The 21037-nt window shown below is 69.8% G+C and carries 19 protein-coding genes and 1 riboswitch; of the genes, 11 read left to right on the top strand and 8 right to left on the bottom strand.

The features are described from left to right. The first annotated feature begins 46 nt into the window (after positions 1-46). Positions 47-325: riboswitch (cobalamin riboswitch) on the top strand. 205 nt (positions 326-530) lie between these two features. From O5O54_RS16670 to O5O54_RS16655, 4 genes are read left to right on the top strand one after another with little or no spacing between them, the layout of a single operon-like run. Then, entirely contained in the window at positions 531-1550 is a 1020-nt protein-coding gene (locus O5O54_RS16670; protein WP_279482959.1) for an ABC transporter substrate-binding protein, read from the top strand. A gap of 44 nt (positions 1551-1594) precedes the next feature. Further along, complete coding sequence (locus O5O54_RS16665; RefSeq protein ID WP_279482958.1) at positions 1595-2587, top strand: iron ABC transporter permease; 993 nt, start codon at positions 1595-1597, stop codon at positions 2585-2587. After that, complete coding sequence (locus O5O54_RS16660; RefSeq protein WP_279482957.1) at positions 2584-3372, top strand: ABC transporter ATP-binding protein; 789 nt, start codon at positions 2584-2586, stop codon at positions 3370-3372. Before O5O54_RS16665 ends, O5O54_RS16660 begins: the two co-directional genes overlap by 4 nt. Beyond that, positions 3369-3818 carry a pseudoazurin gene (locus O5O54_RS16655; protein ID WP_347814891.1) on the top strand — a complete coding sequence of 150 codons (450 nt, stop codon included), beginning with the start codon at positions 3369-3371 and terminating at the stop codon, positions 3816-3818. The genes O5O54_RS16660 and O5O54_RS16655 overlap by 4 nt, the downstream gene beginning before the upstream one ends. Before the next feature lie 21 nt (positions 3819-3839). Here O5O54_RS16655 and O5O54_RS16650 read toward each other — a convergent pair whose 3' ends face one another. The 8 genes from O5O54_RS16650 to O5O54_RS16615 all read right to left on the bottom strand — a co-directional run bounded on the left by O5O54_RS16650 (position 3840) and on the right by O5O54_RS16615 (position 13582). Then, positions 3840-4451: an SCO family protein gene (locus O5O54_RS16650; protein ID WP_279482956.1), complete on the bottom strand. Its 612-nt coding sequence runs from the start codon at positions 4449-4451 to the stop codon at positions 3840-3842. Positions 4452-4487: 36 nt separating this feature from the next. Next, complete coding sequence (locus O5O54_RS16645; RefSeq protein ID WP_279482955.1) at positions 4488-6089, bottom strand: copper resistance protein CopC; 1602 nt, start codon at positions 6087-6089, stop codon at positions 4488-4490. 89 nt (positions 6090-6178) lie between these two features. Further along, on the bottom strand, positions 6179-6706 hold the full coding sequence (locus O5O54_RS16640) for a copper chaperone PCu(A)C (RefSeq protein WP_279482954.1): 528 nt from the start codon (positions 6704-6706) through the stop codon (positions 6179-6181). A 263-nt stretch (positions 6707-6969) separates the two neighbouring features. Next, positions 6970-7359, bottom strand: coding sequence for a DUF2946 family protein (locus O5O54_RS16635; RefSeq protein ID WP_279482953.1), 390 nt, complete (start codon positions 7357-7359; stop codon positions 6970-6972). A gap of 94 nt (positions 7360-7453) precedes the next feature. Next, entirely contained in the window at positions 7454-9451 is a 1998-nt protein-coding gene (locus O5O54_RS16630) for an acetyl/propionyl/methylcrotonyl-CoA carboxylase subunit alpha (RefSeq protein ID WP_279482952.1), read from the bottom strand. Positions 9452-9460: 9 nt separating this feature from the next. Continuing rightward, complete coding sequence (gene scpA / locus O5O54_RS16625) at positions 9461-11623, bottom strand: methylmalonyl-CoA mutase (RefSeq protein WP_279482951.1); 2163 nt, start codon at positions 11621-11623, stop codon at positions 9461-9463. Continuing rightward, positions 11610-12029, bottom strand: coding sequence for a methylmalonyl-CoA epimerase (gene mce / locus O5O54_RS16620; protein ID WP_279482950.1), 420 nt, complete (start codon positions 12027-12029; stop codon positions 11610-11612). The genes scpA and mce overlap by 14 nt, the downstream gene beginning before the upstream one ends. A gap of 26 nt (positions 12030-12055) precedes the next feature. Next, positions 12056-13582 (bottom strand): acyl-CoA carboxylase subunit beta, encoded by a 1527-nt coding sequence (locus tag O5O54_RS16615; RefSeq protein WP_279482949.1) that lies wholly within the window; start codon positions 13580-13582, stop codon positions 12056-12058. Positions 13583-13789: 207 nt separating this feature from the next. On the opposite strand from O5O54_RS16615, the gene O5O54_RS16610 reads away from it, so the two are divergent. The 7 genes from O5O54_RS16610 to O5O54_RS16580 form a co-directional block, all read left to right on the top strand. After that, the gene (locus tag O5O54_RS16610) at positions 13790-14854 is read left to right on the top strand and encodes a LacI family DNA-binding transcriptional regulator (RefSeq protein ID WP_279482948.1); all 1065 of its coding nucleotides are present in this window, start codon (positions 13790-13792) and stop codon (positions 14852-14854) included. A gap of 77 nt (positions 14855-14931) precedes the next feature. Continuing rightward, complete coding sequence (locus O5O54_RS16605; protein WP_279482947.1) at positions 14932-15987, top strand: sugar phosphate isomerase/epimerase; 1056 nt, start codon at positions 14932-14934, stop codon at positions 15985-15987. A gap of 13 nt (positions 15988-16000) precedes the next feature. Beyond that, a complete protein-coding gene (locus tag O5O54_RS16600; RefSeq protein WP_279482946.1) occupies positions 16001-17173 on the top strand; it encodes a Gfo/Idh/MocA family oxidoreductase in 1173 nt (390 codons plus the stop codon). After that, positions 17158-18693 (top strand): sugar ABC transporter ATP-binding protein, encoded by a 1536-nt coding sequence (locus O5O54_RS16595; RefSeq protein WP_279482945.1) that lies wholly within the window; start codon positions 17158-17160, stop codon positions 18691-18693. Before O5O54_RS16600 ends, O5O54_RS16595 begins: the two co-directional genes overlap by 16 nt. Beyond that, entirely contained in the window at positions 18690-19694 is a 1005-nt protein-coding gene (locus tag O5O54_RS16590) for an ABC transporter permease (RefSeq protein ID WP_279482944.1), read from the top strand. Before O5O54_RS16595 ends, O5O54_RS16590 begins: the two co-directional genes overlap by 4 nt. A gap of 38 nt (positions 19695-19732) precedes the next feature. Continuing rightward, positions 19733-20674 (top strand): ABC transporter substrate-binding protein, encoded by a 942-nt coding sequence (locus O5O54_RS16585; protein ID WP_279482943.1) that lies wholly within the window; start codon positions 19733-19735, stop codon positions 20672-20674. A 155-nt stretch (positions 20675-20829) separates the two neighbouring features. Further along, positions 20830-21037, top strand: a 208-nt coding sequence (locus O5O54_RS16580; RefSeq protein ID WP_279482942.1) for a hypothetical protein, incomplete at its 3' end; no start/stop codon positions are given.

Below are 21037 nucleotides of genomic sequence, written 5' to 3'. Positions count from 1 at the left end.
CCGCCCCGCAGGCCGGCGCATCGGATTGACGACGACCCGTCCTTCCGCGTAAGCAGGCCGCGACGGTTTCCCCAGGCGACGAGCCTGGGGGATTAAAAGGGAACACGGTGAGGACGACCCAATCGGGGCCGAGACCGTGGCTGCCCCCGCAACTGTAAGCGGATGCCGATCATCCCCGCGCTGGTCCACGGACGGGCGCGGCGGGCCGCCGGATTTGCCCGGCGCCATGCCACTGCGAAGGCTCTTAAGGGGCCGACATGGGAAGGCAGATGATCGGCGCGAAGTTCCGCGAGCCAGGAGACCTGCCGTCAGCGATCAATCCGTAACGTTCGGGCGGGGATGCCCGGAAAGGATGTCCATGACGGCCGATCTCCGGCGCCTTCGCGCCCACACTCCCCTCTTTGCATTCCGCCTGCGAGCGCCCACGCGCCGTTAAGGCGCCACGCTCGTCTCGATCCCATTCGACCGGACCGACCAAGTCGCACGCCGCGGCAAAGCGAAGTCGTGCCCGTCCCTATAGGAATCCGTCCATGCCATCCTTCCGCCGTCCCGCCCTCCTCGGTCTTTTCGTGATCGCCCTGTCCGCTGGGGACGCCCATGCCGCTCCGACGCAGTACCCGCTGACGCTGGAGAGCTGCGGCCGCACGCTCACCTTCGAGAAGGCGCCGTCGCGCGCCGTCTCCATCGGACAGTCGACCACCGAGATCCTGTACCTTCTCGGCCTGTCGGAGAAGGTGGCCGGAACCGCCCTCTGGGTCGGCCCCGTGTTGCCGGGCTACGAGGAGGCGAATGCCAGGGTGAAGCGCCTCGCCGACAACGATCCGAGCTTCGAAAGCGTGGTGGCCGAGCGCCCCGACCTCGTCACCACGCAGTTCGAATGGCAGGTCGGACCGCAGGGCGTCGTGGCGACGCCCGAGCAGTTCGCCGATCTCGGCATCCCCGTCTACACCTCGCCCGCCGACTGCCAGGGCAAGGACAATTCGGCCGGCGGCGACGGCACGCGCACGGCCCGTTTCACCATGGACCTCGTCTACCAGGAGGTCGAGGATCTCGCGCGCATCTTCGACGTCCAGGACAAGGGCGCCGAACTCGTCACGGAGCTGAAGGCACGCGAGACGGCGGCCAAGGCCAGGATCGCGGGGCTGAAGGAGGGCACTTCGGCCGTGTTCTGGTTCTCCTCGGCCGAGCTCGACATCGATCCTTACGTCGCGGGGCAGGGCGGGGCGCCGGGCTACATCATGTCGCTTCTCGGCCTGACGAACGTTATCGACAGCCAGGAGGAGTGGCCGACCGTCGGCTGGGAAACGATCGCGCGCGCGAACCCGACGGTGATCGTCGCCGGCAGGATGGACCGCCGCCGCTTCCCGGCCGACGACATCGCGGTGAAGCTCGAGTTCCTGAAGACGGACCCCGTCGCCAGCCTGATGCCCGCCGTGCGGGAGGGGCGCGTCGTCGAGATGGACGCCCAAGCGATGAACCCGACGATCCGAACGATCGACGGCATCGAGGTTCTGGCCGACGCGCTCGGCAAGGCCGGCCTCGCCCAGTGAGCCGGGCCGCCGCTCGCCCGGCGCGCGCCGCCGGGTTCGCCCTGATGGCGATTGGCCTCCTCCTCGCCGCCCTGCTTTTCGGGGCGGCGGTGGGGGAGACGCGGATCCCGTTCGACACGGTCGCGGGCACGATCGCCAACCGCCTCTGGCACGGCGGTCACGCCCTCGACCCGATCGACGAGGGCATCGTCTGGAACTACCGCCTGTCGCGGGCGGTGGTAGCGAGCGCCTGCGGCGCGGCGCTCGCCGTCTCCGGCGCGGTCCTTCAGTCGCTGCTGCGCAATCCGCTGGCCGATCCCTATCTCCTCGGCATCTCGGCGGGTGCGTCGTCGGGTGCGGTGGCGGTGGCGATCCTCGGCCTCGGTGGCGGGCTCCTGTCGCTGCCGCTCGGCGCGCTGGCCGGCGCGCTCCTCGCCTTCGTCCTCGTCTCCGGTCTGGCGGTCCTGGCGGGCAGGGGGCCTGCGGCGATCATCCTGGCCGGCATCGCGGGCTCGCAGCTCTTCAACGCCCTCACCTCCTTCGTCGTCACCAAGTCCGCCACCGCCGATCAGGCGCGGGGCATCATGTTCTGGCTGCTCGGCAACCTGTCGGGCGTGCGCTGGCCGGACGCCGCGCTCGCCGTGCCCGTGGCGCTCGCGGGCCTCGCGGTCTGCCTCCTCCACGCCCGCTCACTCGATGCCTTCGCCTTCGGCACCGCCTCGGCCGCGGCACTCGGCGTGCCGGTGCGGCGGGTGCGCGCGGTCCTGATCGGCGCGACGGCGCTGATGACGGCGGTCATGGTCTCGATCGTCGGCTCGATCGGCTTCGTCGGCCTCGTGATTCCCCATGCCGCGCGGCTCGTCGTCGGCGTGCGCCACGGCGCGCTCCTTCCCGCCTCCGCGCTGATCGGCGCCCTGTTCATGATCGCCGCCGACGTCCTGTCGCGCACCGTCATCCCCGGCCAAGTCCTCCCGATCGGGGTGATGACCGCGCTGGTCGGCGCCCCGGCCTTCGCGCTGATCCTGATCCACCGTCCGGTCGCGGGGGGCGCGCGGTGAGGCTGGCGGCGGAGAACCTCACCTGGCGGGCCGGCGGGCGGGCGGTCGTGGACGGCGTCTCGCTGGAGACCCGGCCGGCCGAGTTCCTCGGCATCGTCGGCCCCAACGGATCGGGCAAGACGACGCTGATCGCGATGCTGGCGGGGCTGAAACGCCCTCATGGCGGGACGGTGACGCTGGATAGGCGACCCATCACCGGCCTTTCGCGCCGCGACCTCGCCCGCGCGCTCGCCCTTGTGGAGCAGCAGGCCGAGACGGGCGAAAGGCTGACCGCCCGCCAGGCCGTGGAGCTCGGGCGCACGCCCCATCTCGGCGCCCTGTCGCCCTGGGGCGAACGCGACGAGGCCATCGTCGCCCGGGCGCTCGCGGCCGTCGACATGGCGCCCTTCGCCGATCGCCTGTGGCACTCGCTTTCCGGCGGCGAGCGGCAGCGCCTCCATATCGCGCGCGCCCTCGCGCAGGAGCCAGAGATTCTGATCCTGGACGAGCCGACCAATCACCTCGACGTCGAGCACCAGCTCGGCCTCCTGGCGCTCGTGCGTCGGCGCGGCGGCACGGTGCTCGCGGCCCTCCACGATCTCAACCACGCCGCCATGTTCGCCGACCGGATCGCGGTGATGCAGGGCGGGCGGCTCGTCGCCCTGGGAACGCCGTCGGAGGTTCTGACCCCCGAGCGGATCGCCGCCGTCTTCAAGGTGGCCGCGAGCGTCGAGGCCGGCCCCGGCGAGCGTCCCTTCATCCGCTTCGCCCCGCCGGACCTAGCCGCGATGGAGGCCCGCGCATGACGAGGATGCCGATCCGCCTTGCCGCCGCCCTTCTTCTCACCACTGGCGTCGCTCGCGGCGAGACGGTCGAGGTGCGGATGCTGAACCGCGGCGAGCAGGGCTCCATGGTCTTCGAGCCCGATTATGTCGAGCTCGCGCCCGGCGACACGCTCCGGTTCCGCGTCGGCAGCCGGAGCCACAACGCCGCCTCCATCGACACGATGGCGCCGACGGGGGCGACCCCGTTCAAGGGCCGGATCGACGAGGAGATCGCGGTTACCTTCGAGCATGCCGGATTCTACGGCATCAAGTGCTCGCCCCATCTCGGCATGGGCATGGTGATGCTGGTCAAGGTCGGCGAGGCGGCCGCGCCGGACGGGCTGGTCGATCCGGCGCTTCCCGCCCGCGCCCGGAAGCGGTTCGAGGACATCATGGGCCGCGCGGGCCTCGACGCGGCACCGCAATAGGCGAGGCCCGGCCCCGACCGGTCAGGATTGTCGGTCAGGCCCCGCCCGCAACAGCACCTGCCGGATCTTGTCGATCGCCTCCTCGCGGGCCGCGCCGTAGGGTATAAGGCCCTTGAGGCGCCCGTCGCTGCCGACCATGAGGAGCGACGTCGTATGCCGCAAGTGGTAGTTGCCGCCGTCACCGTCCTTGCGCGCCACGACCAGCCAGGCCTGCGACGCTTTGCGCATCTCCTCCGCGCTGCCCGTCACCCCGACGATCCGGTCGGAGATCGAGGCGACATAGGGCGCCATGACGTCCGGCGTGTCGCGTTCGGGGTCGATCGTGAAGAAGAGCGCCTGGATTTCGTCTCCCGCCGGCCCCAGCTCGCCCAGCCAGTCCGCCATCTCCATCAGCGTGGTTGGACAGACCTCCGGGCAGTTGGTGTAGCCGAAATAGACCAGCGACGGACGGCCCCGGAACACGTCCTCGGTCACGGTCCGCCCATGGGTGTCGACCAGTTCGAAGGGCCGCTTGACGGCGGTGTGCTCCGCCTGCCCGACCACGACGAAGCCGATGGCGGCGAAGAGGATGCCGAGAAGCGCCACGATCCCTCCGATCGCGAGCATGCGGTTGGCTTGGGTGGTGGAGGCCATCGGTACTCCCTTCCGGTTCGAATGCCGTTCGGTGCGTCAGGGACGCAGGTCGATCGTGGTTTTGATGCGCTCCGGCGGGAGGCCGTCCGCCAGGACCTCAACCTTCACGGTCCACGTGCCCGGCACGGGCAGTGAGGTCTCGGCCCGCCAGATGCCGTCGCTGCGGTTTTCGGCGATCCGCCGGATCGGATCGATCCCGCCGGCCGCCGGCTCGAACACGAAGGCGACGGAGGTCGGCGCGACGGGGCCGTAGTCGATCGTGAACAGCGTCGCCTGCGCGCTCACCCGTCCCGCCCGTCCCGGCGAGAGGGTTATGTCGGCCATGAGGCCGCGACCCGTCGCATGGGCGACGGCGGGCTCGGCCGCGATCGCCGCCTCGACGCGCGGCGGGGGCGTGAAGCGCCAGAGCGCCGCCGTCGAAAGGATGAGGACGGCGACGCCGATCTCGGCGAGGATCACCCGCCGCATGGCAATCGCCGCCGAGGGGAGGCCCCGGAGCACCGACGGGGTCAGGCGCCGGCGGTTCAAGGCCGCGAGCGAAAGGAGCAGCGCGACCAAGAGGAGCTTCGCCAGCAGGACGCGCCCATAGGCCGTGGTCCCGAGAGCCGCGACGGCACCGACCTGAACGATCGCCAGCACCGTGCCCGACGCCAGGAGCGCGGCCACGACGATGGGCATGCGCCGCGAGAAGCACCGGAGCGCCGAAGCGCCGCCCAGGCCGTCGCCGCCCAGCGAGGCGGCGAGCGGCACAAGGGCGCCGATCCACAGGGCGACGGCAAGAGCGTGAACGGCGACCGCCGGCCGCGTCAGCCATTGCGGCGAGGCGTTCGCCGCGTGGCCGCTGGCCGCAAGCGCCAGCCCGGCACCGAGAAGCGCGGCGGCGCAAAGACCGGCGGCGGTCCTCCGGCCGGCGACCGACGAAGCGAGCAGGGCGGTCGCCATGGAGATCGCGGCGAGGGCAAGCGTCGCGGCGAAACTTGTCCCCGCGCCCGCCCGCCAAACGTGGGGATCGGCAAAGGCCGCGAGCGGCGCGCCGAGCGCGTCGAGGCCCTGGCCGAGCAGCGCGACGGGCGCTGCGGCAAGGCCCAGCGCCAGGACCGTCCGGACCAGCCTCGGCGCGCGGCCGGAAGGGCCGGATGCCGCAAGAAGGCCGGCCGCGCCGCCCACGCCGAAGAAGAGCCCGGCATAGAGGGCGATGCGCGACATCCAGATCAGGGCTCGAACGCTTCCGTCATCGGCCGTGGTGGCGGCCGGCATCGCGCTCGGGGCGCCGATGGAAAAGGCGAGCGAGCCGGCAACGGGATGGCCGTCCGCTGAGACGACGCGCCAGGACAGGACATGCGTACCGGCCGCCGCACCGGCGGGCGCGGGAACGCTCAGCGTGCTGCCGGAGAGGCTCGCACCGGACAGGTCGCGGCGGGAGCCGTCGGGCGCGACCAGGGAGACGCGGAGCGGTGAGACGGGCTCGCTGAATGACAGCACGTAGCGCGACGGCGCGGCGTCGAGAACGGCGCCGTCGGCCGGGTTGGTGGAAACGAGGCCCGCATGGGCGCCAGCCGCCGAGATGCCCATGACCCACGCGCCGATCAGGGCGAGGAGGCCGAAAAGGACATCTCGAAAGGTTGCTCGTCCGGTCATGCGGCGCCTCGTCGTTCAGATCCCGCGCGGGCGGCGGTGCCCCGACCCCGTCGGGGCAGGGCTCACGCTGTCTCGCGCAGGCGCACGCATCAGTGCGCGTGCGCTTCCTCCCCTGCGCCGTGGCCGTGCGCGGGCGCCTTGGCACCCATCGAGCCGACCTCGAGCTCCACCTCGACGGAGCCGGCCTTCTCGAACACCAGCGTCAGAGGAACCATCGTGCCTTCCTTGAAGGGCTCCTCGATGCCCATCATCATGAGGTGGTAGCCGCCGGGCGCGAGCGCGACATCGCCGCCCGCGGGGATCTCGAGGCCGCCCTCGACCGGCTTCATGCTCATGACGCCGTCGACGATCTTCATCTCGTGGACCTCGACCTTCCGGGCGACCGGCGAGGCGGCCGAGACGAGACGGTCGGCCTCCGGGCCGGCGTTCGACAAGGCGAAGTAGCCCGCGCCCGTCTTGGCACCCGGCGGCGTGGCGCGGCTCCAGGGATGATCGATCGCGATGGAGCCGACCTTGAACTCGTGGGCCTCGGACGCGGCGGGGGCGACCGCGAGGGCGACGCCCGCGAAGAGAAGGGCGGACGCCGTGCGGCGGATGCTGGATCTGGTCTTGGCCATCTTGGCCTCCGTTCGGGATTGGCCCGGGCCGCGTTGCGGCCCGGCGGGTTCGAGACGACAGCCGGACCGGGGGCCAAGCCTCGGTCCTCTGGCTGCGGATGATGTGTTGGCCGCCTTCCGGCGGGGGGATTTCCAGGGCGCGCCTTCAAGCGTGGGCTCGGGAGAGCGGCCGGGCCAAGCTGCCGTCGCAAGGCGAACGGGACACGGCCATGCCGACGGCGCTTCGCGATCGAGAGCTTTCGACGGGCGGCGGGGCTCGGCCGTCAGGCGGCGAGCGGCGGCCCCCGGGTACGCCGCGGCGTCTCGACAGCGCCGGATCCGACGTCCTCGAACGGGAGGAAGGACACCGACAGGACCACAGGCCGGCGCGCGAGGAGCGCGGCCGGCGTCGGCGGCGGCACGCCCGGCGCGCCGAACATGCCGCAGCCCGTCGAGCAGCATTCCATCGGCCTGGAATGATGGTCGGCCGTCCCGGAGGGCTTGTGCCGCCCGCTGTCGCTCTGCGTGACGCACAGGACGTTTCCGAACTGGTCGTGCGGGAGAAGGCCGGCGGTCGCCCCGAGCGAGAAGCCGAGCAGCGTCGCCTGGACGACGAACAGGAGCGCGACAAGCCGCACCACCCATCCGCTCGATCCCTCGCGCCGCAATGCCAAGCCGCATACCTCCTTCGGTGCCAACGGTCGTAGCATCGTCCCGGCGTCGTGGCCATGACGGACCGCTGGACAAACGGTCCTATCGCCTCTCCCGTTATTCCAGCGTCAGGATGACCTGATCGGCGGCCAGGCTGTCGCCCTTGGCCGCCTGCAGGCTGGCGATGCTTCCCGCCTTCTGGGCTCGCAAGACGTTTTCCATCTTCATCGCCTCGACGACGGCGAGGGGCTGGCCAGCCTCCACCCTGTCGCCGGGGGCGACGTGGAGCTGGGTCAGGACGCCCGGCATGGGGCAGATCAGGAACTGCGACAGGTCGGGCGGCACCTTCTCGATCATGTGCCGGCGCAGGTCGGCAAGGCGAGGCGAGCCGACCGTCACGCGGTGCGTCGCGCCGCGCGCGGTAAGCGCAACCGCGCCGGGCATGCGGCGCACTAGCGCGGCAAACGGCGCGCCGTCGATCTGCCCCTGGAACAGGCGCTCGCCCGGACGCCACCCGGTCGCGACGTCGAGGTCCCGCCCATCGATCGCGACACGCCAATGCCCGTCGCCCGCAGGCGCCACGCGCGTCTCGCCTGGCTCGCCGGCCAGGGAGGCGATGCCGTCGGGACGGACGGGCAGGGGGGCGCCGAGCTGCCCGGAGAGCTGCGCGGAGCGCGAGCGCCAGCAAAAGTCCGCCAGCGCGGCCACCGCTAAGAGCCGCTCGCGCAGGGCCGGCGAGGCCGGGGCGCCCGCGAACCCGTCCGGATATTCCTCGGCGATGAAGCCGGTGGTCAGGTTTCCGGCGCGGAACCGCTCGTGCTGCATCAGCGCGGAGAGGAAGTCGATGTTGTTGCCGACGCCGGCAAGCTCGAACCGGTCCAGCGCCTCGATCTGCCGGTCGATCGCCGCCTCGCGGGTAGTGCCGTGGGTGACGAGCTTGGCGATCATCGGGTCGTAGAACATCGATACCTCGCTTCCCTCCGTCACGCCGTCGTCGACGCGAACGCCCGCACCGGCCGCCGGGGGGCGATAGCGCACGAGGCGGCCGGTCGAGGGCAGAAAGCCGCGATAGGGATCCTCGGCATAGACGCGCGTCTCGATCGACCAGCCGTCGAGACGGACATCGTCTTGGGCCAGCTGCAGGCGTTCGCCCGCCGCCACGCGGATCATCTCCTCCACGAGGTCGAGCCCGGTCACCATCTCGGTGACGGGATGCTCGACCTGAAGGCGCGTGTTCATTTCTAGGAAGTAGAAGCTTTCCCCCGTCGGATCGGCGCCCGAGACGATCAGCTCCACCGTTCCGGCCGAGTGGTAGCCGACGGCCTTGGCGAGCGCGACCGCCTGTTCGCCCATCGCCCGGCGCATGGCCGGCGTGACGAAGGGCGAGGGTGCCTCCTCCACGACCTTCTGGTGGCGCCGCTGGATCGAGCACTCGCGCTCGCCGAGATAGAGCACGGTCCCGTGCTGGTCGCCGAGCACCTGGATCTCGATATGACGCGGGCTCTCGATGAACTTCTCGATGAAGACGCGGTCGTCGCCGAAGCTCGACAGGCCCTCGCGCTTCACAGCCTCGAAGCCCTCGTGCACGTCGTTCTCGTTCCAGGCGAGGCGCATGCCCTTGCCCCCTCCGCCCGCTGAAGCCTTCATCATCACGGGAAAGCCGATCTCGGCGGCGATCCCGACCGCCTCGTCCGTGGAGGCGATCTCGCCGAGAAAGCCCGGCACGACGTTGACGCCCGCCGCCTTGGCGAGCTTTTTCGACTGGATCTTGTCGCCCATGGCCGCGATGGCGCCCGGCGGCGGCCCGACGAAAGCGATGCCGGCCTCCTCGCAGGCGCGGGCGAAGCTCTCGCGCTCGGACAGGAAGCCGTAGCCGGGGTGGATGCAGTCCGCCCCGGTCGCCTTTGCTGCCTCGATGATGAGATCGGCGCGCAGGTAGCTCTCCGCCGCCGGGGCAGGGCCGAGGCGCACCGCCTCGTCGGCTTGTCGGACATGCGGGGCGCCCGCGTCGGCGTCGGAATAGACCGCGACGGTCTGGAGGCCCATGCGCTTGGCGGTGCGCATGACGCGGCAGGCGATCTCGCCACGATTGGCGATGAGGATCTTACGAAACACGGGCGGTCCTCACTCTGCGGCGCGGCGGTCGGAGGCCGGCTCGGCCGGCGGCATGTTGTGGCCAAGGAGGCGCAGCACCTCGGCCGCCGCCTCCACGAGATTGGTGCCGGGTCCGAAGATCGCGTGGACTCCCGCCCGGCGGAGCGCGTCGTAGTCCTGCGCCGGGATGACGCCGCCGGCCACGACCTTGATGTCGGCCCGCCCCCGTTCGGCGAGGTGCGCGATCAGCTCCGGGATCAGCGTCTTGTGACCCGCGGCGAGCGAGGAGGCGCCGACGACGTCCACCTCCCGTTCGACGGCGAGGGCGGCCGCCTCGTCCGGCGTCTGGAAGAGCGGCCCCGGCACGATCTCGAAGCCGAGATCGCCGAACATGGAGGACACGAGGTTGGCGCCCCGGTCATGCCCGTCCTGGCCCATCTTGGCGACGAGCATGCGCGGGCGGCGGCCAAGCCGGCGCTCCGTCGCGGCCACGGCGTCGGTCAGCCGGGTCCAGCGCGGGTCGTCCCGGTAGGCGCCGCCATAGATGCCCTTCACCGGCTTCGGGCTCGTGTCGAAGCGGCCGAACACGTCTTCCATCGCCGCGGAGATTTCGCCGAGGGTCGCGCGGGCGCGAGCCGCCTCGACGGCGAGTTCCAGAAGGTTGCCCCGGCCCCTCGCGCCGTCGCGCAGAGCGTTCAGGGCCTGTTCCACGGCCGCGCCGTCGCGCTCCGCCTTCACGCGTTCGATCCGCCGCACCTGCGCCTCGCGCACCGCGTGGTTGTCGACGTCGAGGATTTCGATCGGAGCTTCCGCCTCCAGCCGATAGCGATTGACGCCGACGATCACGTCCTCGCCGCGATCGACGCGCGCGGCCTTGGCCGCCGCCGCCTCCTCGATCATCGCCTTCGGCCAGCCGGCGGCCACCGCCTTGGCCATGCCGCCCTCGTCCCGGATGCGCTGGATCAGCTCCCAGGCGCCGTCCACCAGCGCCTTGGTCAGGCTTTCGACATAGTAGGAGCCGCCGAGCGGATCGACGACCTTAGTCATGCCCGTCTCCTCCTGGAGGACGAGCTGCGTGTTGCGCGCGATGCGGGCGGAGAAGTCGGTCGGCAAGGCGATCGCCTCGTCCAGCGCATTGGTGTGGAGCGACTGCGTGCCGCCGAGCATCGCGGCCATGGCCTCGATCGTGGTGCGCATGACGTTGTTGTACGGGTCCTGCTCGGTGAGCGAGACGCCCGATGTCTGGCAATGGGTGCGCAGCATCTTGGAGCGCTCGTCCTTCGCGCCGAGCTCCGTCATCGCCCGGTGCCAGAGGACGCGCGCGGCACGCAGCTTAGCGACCTCCATGAAGAAGTTCATTCCGATGGCGAAGAAGAAGGACAGGCGCCCGGCGAACGTGTCGATGTCGAGGCCGGACGCCACGCCGTAGCGCACGTATTCCATGCCATCGGCGATCGTGAAGGCCAGCTCCTGGAGCTGCGTCGCCCCCGCCTCCTGCATGTGGTAGCCGGAGATCGAGATCGAGTTGAACTTCGGCATTTCGCGGCTCGTATAGGCGAAGATGTCCGAGACGATCCGCATGGAGGGTTCCGGCGGATAGATGTACGTGTTGCGGACCATGAACTCCTTGAGGATGTCGTTCTGGATGGTCCCGTCGAGCTTCTCGCGCGGCACCCCCTGCTCCTCGCCCGCCACGATGAAGAAGGCGAGGACCGGGATCACCGCCCCGTTCATGGTCATCGACACCGACATCTCGCTTAAGGGGATGCCGTCGAAGAGGATCTTCATGTCCTCCACCGTGTCGATCGCGACGCCCGCCTTGCCGACGTCGCCGACGACCCGCGGATGATCGCTGTCGTAGCCGCGATGGGTGGCGAGGTCGAAGGCGACCGACAGGCCCTTCTGTCCCGCCGCGAGGTTGCGGCGGTAGAAGGCGTTGGACGCTTCCGCCGTCGAGAAGCCGGCATATTGCCGGATCGTCCAGGGCCGGCCGGCATACATGGAGGCGCGCACGCCGCGCGTGAACGGCGCGAAGCCGGGGAGGCCGGGGTCCCAGCCGCTTAGGTCCGCCGCCGTGTAGAGCGGCTTGACCACGATGCCCTCCGGCGTCTGCCAGTCGAGGCCGCGCCCCTTCACCTCGCGCGCGGCGAGCGCCTCCCAGTCCGCCAAGGTCGGGCGCTCAGTGTCCGCCATCGGGCGCCTCCATGAGTTCGACGAGGACGCCGCCCATGTCCTTCGGGTGCAGGAAGACGATGCGCGTGCCGTGCGCGCCGGGGCGGGGGCTCCCGAGGACCCGGGTTCCGGTGGCCGCGAGGTCGGCGATCGCCCGGTCGAGATCGGCCACCTCGAAGCAGAGGTGGTGCTGCCCGCCGGCCGGATTGCGGGCGAGGAAGCCGGCGATCGGCGAGGCGTCGCTGAGCGGCTCGATCAGCTCGACCTGGCAATTGGGCGCGTCCACGAAGCACACCCGGACGCCCTGCTCGGGCAGGTCGAAGGGCTCGCCCACGGCGCCCCCGCCGAAGAGTTTGGCATAGTGCTCCCGCGCACGGGCGATCGAGGACGTCGCCACGCCGACATGGTTCAAGCGTCCGAACTGCATCGACAAGGGCCTCCCGTCCCCGCGTGTCACAATGGGATGTTGTCGTGCTTCTTCCAGGGGTTTTCGAGCCGTTTGCCGCGCAGCTTGCGCAAGCCGAGCGCGATGCGCCGGCGCGTCGAATGCGGCAGGATGATCTCGTCCACGAAGCCTTTCGAGGCCGCGACGAACGGGTTGGCGAAGCGGCGCTCGTACTCGGCGGTCCGCTCGGCGATCTCCGCCTCGCTCCGGCCGCGGAAGATGATCTCGACCGCGCCCTTGGCGCCCATCACCGCGATCTCGGCGGTCGGCCAGGCATAGTTCAGATCGCCCCGCAGGTGCTTCGAGGCCATCACGTCATAGGCCCCGCCATAGGCCTTGCGGGTGATCACCGTGATCTTCGGCACAGTCGCCTCGCCATAGGCGAAGAGGAGCTTGGCGCCATGCTTGATGATGCCGCTGTGCTCCTGCGCGACGCCCGGCAGGAAGCCCGGCACGTCGACGAAGGTCACGATCGGGATCTCGAACGCGTCGCAGAAGCGCACGAAGCGCGCGGCCTTCTTCGATGCGTTGATGTCGAGGCAGCCGGCCAGAACCATGGGCTGGTTGGCGACCAGCCCGACCGTGCGCCCCTCGATCCGCCCGAAGCCGGTGATGATGTTGCCCGCATGGCCCGGCTGCAGTTCGAAGAACTCGCCCTCGTCCACGACCTTCCCGATCAGCTCGTGCATGTCGTAGGGCTGGTTGGCCGAAGGCGGAATCAGGCTGTCGAGGCTCGGCTCCAGCCGGTCGAACGGGTCGTCGCACGGCCGGACCGGCACGCCCGTCCGGTTCGAGGCCGGCAGGAAGCCCAGAAAATCGCGCGCGGCGAGCAGCGCCTCGATGTCGTTGTCGTAGGCGCAGTCGGCGACGGAGGACTTCGTCGTGTGCGTCACGGCGCCGCCGAGGTCTTCCTGGGAGACGATCTCGCCCGTCACCGTCTTCACGACGTCCGGCCCGGTGACGAACATGTAGCTCGAATCCTTCACCATGAAGATGAAGTCGGTCATCGCCGGCGAGTAGACCGCGCCGCCCGCGCAGGGACCCATCACGAGGCTGAGCTGCGGCACGACGCCGGACGCGAGCACGTTGCGCTGGAACACCTCGGCATAGCCGCCGAGCGAGGCGACGCCCTCCTGGATGCGCGCGCCGCCCGAATCGTTCAGCCCGACCACGGGCGCGCCGACCTTCAGGGCCATGTCCATGATCTTGCAGATCTTGGCCGCATGGCGCTCCGACAGCGAGCCGCCGAACACCGTGAAGTCCTGGGAAAAGACGAAGACCAGCCGGCCGTCGATCGTGCCCGAGCCCGTCACCACGCCGTCGCCCGGCACGACCTCAGCCTCCATGCCGAAGTCGGTGCAGTTGTGCTCGACGAACAGGTCGAGCTCCTCGAACGAGCCCTCGTCCAGAAGCACATCCAGCCGCTCGCGCGCCGACAGCTTGCCCTTGGCATGCTGCGCCGCAACCCGCCGCTCGCCCCCGCCACGACGCGCGGCCACGCGCCGACGTTCGAGTTCCGCAATCGTCGATGACATCCCGCGATCTCCTCCTGCCCATGCCGTTGGTGGCCCGAGAGGTGGTCGAAGCGCAACCGCAATGTTGCGGATTTCGAAAGTTCGCGTCGGCGTGGTCCGATGTCCCACGACAGCTCGGTACCCGCCTCGCGAATTTCTGATGTACGCCTATCATTTCCTGATTGACGTCTGTCATCTCCTCGGGCGTGATCGCGGCGGGAGGAGTGAATGCGCAAGCCGACGTTGCATGACGTCGCTCGCGCCGCGGGTGTGAGCTACGCGACGGCGGATCGCGTTCTCAACGCGCGCGGCAACGTGGCGGCCAAGTCCGAGGAGCGGGTGCGGGAAGCGATCCGCGCGCTCGGCTACACGCGTGACTTGCATGCTGCCAACCTCTCGCGGGGGCGGCTCTACAATTTCCGGTTCATCCTGCCGAGGGGCGACCACAGCTTCTTCCACAGGCTTCGGCGATGCGTCGAGGACGAGGCGGTGCGCCGTCGAATCGACCGCGTCGCGATCACGATCGACGACGTGCCGGCCTTCGATCCGCAGGCGCTGGCGGAAAGCCTCGGCCGCATCGAGCCGGGCTCCTGCGACTGCGTGGCGCTGATCGCGACGGACGGCGCGATCGTGGATGCCGAGCTCGAGCGCCTGAAATCGGCCGGCGTCTTCGTGATCACGCTGGTCTCGGACGCGGCCGGCAGCGCGCGGCATGCCTATGTCGGGCTCGACAACGTCCGCGCCGGGCGCACCGCTGGCCGGCTCATGCTTCTCGGCCATTCGGGCCGTGCGGGCGGGGTGCTGGCGATCCTCGGCGCCTATGGCGCGCGCGACCACCGCGACCGGCTGCGGGGCTTCGGCGACGTGCTGGCGGAGGCCGGAGGGCAGGTCCGTCTCGTGCGGGTGGCCGAGGGCGGCGACGATCCGGACACGATCTACGCGATCGCCGCGGACGCGCTCCGCGATGCGGCGCTTACCGGTATCTACAGCATCGGCGCCGGCAATCGGGGCCTGTTCGACGCCTTGCGCGAGCGCGCGGACGCCCGCCCGCTGGCGATCGTCCACGAGCTCGTCCCGCACAGCCGCGCGGCGCTCGAGGACGGACTGATCGACGCGGTGATCGACCAGATGCCGGCGGAGGAGGTCGCCGCCGCGCTGGATGCGATGCGCGCGCTGTCGGACGCCCATCCGCTCCCGCCGGGCCTCGGCGAGATCGCGCCGGCCGTGTTTCTTCGCGACAACCTTTCGGCTCTCCCGCCGGCGGCTCCCGTCCCGGGATCCCTGCACCCATGACGACGCGCTTCGCTCGCCGCCTCCGACGTCGATCCATCTGAACGTGCCACGAAAAGCCTAGGAACAGGGAGTTCATCATGAAGACGATCAAGGGACCGGCGCTGTTCCTCGCGCAGTTCGCCGGCGACGAGGCGCCCTTCAATTCGTGGGCATCGATCACGAAATGGGCGGCCGATTGCGGCTATGTGGGCGTGCAGGTTCCGTCCTGGGACGGCCGGCTCATCGACCTCGACAAGGCCGCCACCTCGCAGGACTACCGCGACGAGTTCGTCGGAACGGCGCGCGAGAACGGCGTCGAGGTGACGGAACTGTCCACCCATCTCCAAGGCCAGCTCGTCGCCGTGCACCCGGCCTACGACGCGGGCTTCGACGGGTTCACCGTTCCCGAGATGCGCGGCAATCCCAAAGCCCGGCAGGAATGGGCGGTGGATCAGGTGAAGAAGGCGCTGACCGCCTCGCGCCACCTGGGGCTGAAGGGCATGGCGTCCTTCTCCGGCGCGCTGGCCTGGCCCTACACCTATCCCTGGCCGCAGCGCCCGGCCGGGCTGATCGAGGAGGCCTTCGACGAACTGGCGCGGCGGTGGCGACCGATCCTCGACCATGCGGAGGACTGCGGGATCGACGTCTGTTATGAGATCCATCCGGGCGAGGACCTGTTCGACGGGGCGACCTTCGAGATGTTCCTGGAGCGCGTCGGCGGCCACGCGCGGGCCAACATGCTCTACGACCCGTCGCACTACGTGCTGCAGTGCCTCGACTATCTCGACAACATCGACATCTATGCCGACCGCATCAAGATGTTCCACGTCAAGGACGCCGAGTTCAATCCGACCGGACGTCAGGGCGTCTATTCCGGCTATCAGCCTTGGGTGAAGCGGGCCGGCCGCTTCCGCTCGCCGGGCGACGGGCAGGTCGATTTCGGCGCGATCTTCTCCAAGCTCACGGCCAACGACTTCGACGGCTGGGCCGTGGTCGAATGGGAGTGCTGCCTCAAGCATCCCGAAGACGGCGCGCGCGAGGGCGCCGCGTTCGTGCGCAACCACATCATCCGCGTCACCGAGCGCGCCTTCGACGATTTCGCCGACGGCGGCACCGACCAGGCCGCCAACCGCCGCATGCTGGGCCTCGACTGAAAAGGGAAACGCGATGACGATCTCCGCAAGCAACGACGCCCGCGGCCGCCGCATTCGCCTCGGCATGGTGGGCGGCGGCAAGGACGCCTTCATCGGCGCCGTCCACCGCATCGCCGCCCGCCTCGACGGCGAGTTCGACCTCGTGGCGGGCGCCTTGTCCTCGACGCCGGAAAAGGCGCGCGAATCCGGGCTCGCGCTCGGCCTCGCCGAGGACCGCAGCTACGGCTCCTTCGAAGATATGGCGAACCGCGAGGCCGCGCGTGAGGACGGGATCGAGGCGGTCTCGATCGTCACGCCCAACCACATGCACGCACCGGCCGCGCGCGCTTTTCTCCAGCGCGGCATCCACGTGATCTGCGACAAGCCGCTGACGGCGACGATGGAGGACGCGCAAGGGCTGGCGGACGCCGTCGCGCGGAGTTCGGCTCTCTTCATCCTCACCCACAACTACACCGGCTACCCGATGGTGCGGCAGGCGCGCGAGATGGTGGCGGCCGGCGATCTCGGCACGGTCCGCGTCGTCCAGGTCGAGTACCCGCAGGATTGGCTGACCGAGGCGGCGGAAGCCGACGGCACCAACAAGCAGGCCGCCTGGCGCACGGACCCGGCGCGCTCGGGTGCCGGCGGCTCGGTCGGCGACATCGGCACGCACGCCCACAACCTCGCCTGCTTCGTCTCCGGGCTCGCGGTCGAGGCGCTGGCGGCCGACCTACAGAGCTTCGTGCCGGGGCGGCGCGTGGACGACAACGCCCATGTGCTCCTGCGCTTTGCGGGCGGCGCGCGCGGCATGCTCTGGGCGAGCCAGGTCGCGCCCGGCAACGAGAACGCGCTGCGCCTGCGCGTCTTTGGCGACAAGGGCGGCCTCGAATGGTGCCAGGAGGATCCGAACTATCTGTGGTTCACGCCTTTCGGCGAGCCGAAGCGACTCCTCACGCGGCGCGGGGCAGGGGCCTCCGCGGTCGCCAACGCCGCCAGCCGCACGCCGGGCGGCCATCCCGAAGGCTATCTGGAGGGCTTCGCCAACATCTATGCCGACGCCGCCGGCGCCATCCGCGCGGCGCGGGGCGGCGAGCGCCATGAGAGGCTTGGCCTGCTGCCCGGCATCGAGGCCGGGCTGGACGGCATGCGCTTCATCGACGCCTGCGTGCGCTCGTCCAAGGCGGATGCGGCATGGGTGAGGCTTTGACGCCCGTCCTCGCCCTTCGCGACGTCCGCCGCAGCTTCGGCCCGGTGGAGGTGCTGCACGGGCTCGACATCGCGCTCCTGCCGGGGCGCGTCCATGCGCTGATCGGCGAGAACGGGGCCGGCAAGTCCACCACCATGAAGATCATGGCGGGCTACCAAGGCCCGACGAGCGGCGCCGTCCTCCTCGACGGCAAGGAGGTCTCGTTCGCCGATATGGGCGAAGCCGAGGCCGCCGGCATCGTGATGATTCACCAGGAGTTCAACCTCGCCGAGCACCTGACCGTCGAGCAGAGCCTGTTCCTCGGCCGTGAGAAGCGGCGGGGCTTCCTTCTCGACAAGGCGCGGATGCGCGCCGAAACGCGCGACTATCTCGCGCGCCTCAACTGCCACGTCGATCCCGACCGCAAGGTTTCGACCCTATCCAACTCCGACAAGCAGATGCTGGAGATCGCCAAGGCCCTGTCGCGCGACGCGCGCCTCCTGATCATGGACGAGCCGACGGCGGTGCTGACCTCGACCGAGACGGCCGTCCTGATGGACCAGGTCCGCAAGCTGCGCGCGGCCGGCACGGCCATTCTCTTCACCTCGCACAAGCTCGACGAGGTGGCCGCCATCGCCGACGACCTGACCATCATGCGCGACGGCAACGTCGTCTACAGCGGACCGGCCGAAGGGATGGACACGCACGCGATGGCCCTGTCCATGGTGGGCCGCGAGATTTCCGACCTCTTTCCGGAAAAGGTCGGGCCGGCACCTGGGGCGCCGACCGCGCTTTCAGTCCGCGACCTTTCCGTGCCGGGCTACGGGCACGGCATTTCCTTCGACCTTCGCGAAGGCGAGATTCTCGGCATCGGCGGGCTGATCGGCTCGGGGCGGACCGAGACCTTCGAGGGCCTGTGCGGGCTGCGCCCCGCCACCGGCCGCGTCGAGATCTTCGGCCGGCCGGTCTCGATCCGCGCGCCCGCCGACGCGCTCGCCCACGGCCTCTGCTACCTTACCGAGGACCGCAAGACGCGTGGGCTCCTTCTCGGCAAGTCGATGCGCGAGAATCTCACGCTCCAGGCCCTCGACCGCTTTTCCGGCGTCCTGATCGACCGCCGCGCGGAGGAGGAGGCGCTGACCAAGGCGATCGGCGAGTTCGACATCCGCGCCGGGCGGCGCGACGTCGCGGTCGGCTTCCTGTCGGGCGGCAACCAGCAGAAGCTGCTCCTCGCAAAGACCATGCTGTCGGAGCCGCGCATCGTCGTGATCGACGAGCCGACGCGCGGCATCGACATCGGCACCAAGCAACAGATCTACCAGTTCGTCCGCGCGCTCGCCGCCAGGGGCAGCGCCGTCGTCGTGATCTCGTCCGAGATGCAGGAGCTGATCGGTCTCGCCGACCGCATCCTCGTCATGCGCCAGGGCCGCGTCGCGGGCGAAGTCGTGGGCGACGACATGACCGAAGAGACCATCGTCCGGCACGCCATGGGCCTGACCGACGCCAGGGCGGCCGCCATGCGGCCGAAGGAGGACGCATGACCGTCGCCACCGCAGCCCCCGCCGTGCCCGCCCGGCGCCCCCGCATCAACATGATGGTGATCGGGCCGATCGTCGCGCTGATCGCGCTGGTCGTCGTCGGCGCGCTCCTCAACCCGAGCTTCCTCGCCTGGGCGAACATCTCCAACGTCCTGGCGCGCTCGGCCTTCATCGGCATCATCGCCGTCGGCATGACCTTCGTGATCACGTCCGGCGGGCTCGACCTCTCGGTCGGCGCGATGGCGGCCTTCATCGCCGGCCTGATGATCCTGGTCATGAACTCGCTGCTGCCGACCATGGGCGTCGGGCTTCCGCTCGTCCTCGTCGGCATGGCGACGGCGCTCGTCGCCGGCCTCGTCGCGGGGCTGCTGAACGGCATCCTGATCACCAGGCTCGGGATCGAGGCCTTCATCGTCACGCTCGGCTCGATGGGCATCTATCGCAGCCTCGTCACCTGGCTCGCCGACGGCGGCACGCTGTCGCTCGACTTCACACTGCGCACCTTCTACCAGCCGGTCTATTACGGCGGCATTCTCGGGGTGAGCTGGCCGATCATCGTCTTCGCCGTCGTGGTGATCCTCGGGGAGATCGTGATGCGCTCCACCGTGTTCGGTCGCCATTGCGCCGCCATCGGCTCCAACGACCAGGTGGCGCGCTATTCGGCGATCAACGTCGCCCGCGTCCGGCTCGTCACCTATGTCGCGCTGGGACTCCTAGTCGGCGTCGCCACCATCATGTACGTGCCGCGCCTCGGGTCGGCCTCGGCCTCGACCGGCCTTCTCTGGGAGCTCGAGGCGATCGCCGCCGTGATCATAGGGGGGACCGTGCTCAAGGGCGGCTTCGGTCGCGTCTGGGGCACGGTGGTCGGCGTCCTGATCCTCAGTCTCATCGGCAACATCCTGAACCTCACGGATCTCGTCTCGCCTTATCTCAACGGCGCGATCCAGGGGGCCATCATCGTTCTCGCTGTGGTCCTGCAGCGCGAAGGAAAACCGGGCGCATAACGGCGCACCGGAAACAGAACCAAAGAGGAGGAAACCACATGCATCGCTTCAAGCTGGGTCTCGGCGCCGCCGCGATCGCCCTCGTCGCCGCATTTCCGGCCGGCGCGCAGACCATCGGCGTGTCCATTCCCGCCGCCACCCACGGCTGGGCCGGCGGCATGAACTACTTCGCGCAGGACGCCGTGGCGCGCCTGGAGAAGACCTATCCGGACCTCGACTTCGTGCTCGCCACCGCGGCCGACCCGTCGAAGCAGGTCAGCGACATCGAGGACATGGTCGCCACGCGCAACATCGACGCGCTGGTCGTCCTGCCCTTCGAGTCCGAGCCGCTGACCGGCCCCGTCCAGGCCGTCAAGCAGGCCGGCAAGTGGGTCACGGTGGTGGATCGCGGCCTGTCGGTCGAGGGCATCCAGGACCTCTACGTCGCCGGCGACAATCCGGGCTTCGGCCGGGTGTCCGGCGAGTACATGCGCTCCAAGCTGCCGGACGGCGGCAAGATCGTCGTGCTGCGCGGCATCCCGACCACCATCGACAACGAGCGTGTCGAAGGCTTCCAGTCCGCCATCGAGGGCTCCGGCATCGAGGTGATCGGCATGGAGCACGGCAACTGGAACCGCGACACGGCCTTCACCGTGATGCAGGACTTCCTGTCCCGCAACCCGCAGATCGACGCGGTCTGGGCCTCGGACGACGACATGGCCGTCGGCGTCCTCGCCGCGATCGAAGCGGCGGGTCGCAAGGACGTCAAGTTCGTGCTCGGCGGCGCCGGCATGAAGGAGATGATCGCGCGCACCCGCGACAACGACGCGATGATCCCGGCCAACGTCACCTATCCGCCGTCCATGATCGCCACCGCGATCGAGGTCACGGCGCTCGGCCTCGTCTCGAAGGCGCCGGTCTCCGGCAACTTCATCATCGGCTCCGTGCTGGTGACCCCGGAGAACGCCGCCCAGTTCTACTATCCCGACAGCCCGTTCTAAGGAGACCGGGGTCGGCGCCCACGCCGGCCCCATTACCACCTTCGGAGCCCACCTCCTAAAAATTTACGCGCGTCAAAAAGCTTCTTCAGAGCGTTGACGGCAGATTTTTACACGCGTAGCTTTCTTCGGCGTCGACGGAGGAGCGACGGGTTTCGGTGGAGAAGGCCGAAGCCGGTTCGATGCGGTGGCGGGCGCTGCCGCATCCTTCGATACGGCTTAGTCGCGAGACGGGTTTCGCCCATCTCTACGGCCCTCGAAGGATCGGTTCTCGGGAGGAAGACATGAACATGCATTCATGGACGTGGGGCTGCGCGGCGGCTCTGGCGATCGTCGCGCCCGCGCAGGCGCAGACGACGCTGACCG

The organism is Aureimonas sp. SK2, from assembly GCF_029813115.1.
GTDB lineage: Bacteria > Pseudomonadota > Alphaproteobacteria > Rhizobiales > Rhizobiaceae > Aureimonas.
This window is presented reverse-complemented; position numbering and strand designations above follow the sequence as displayed.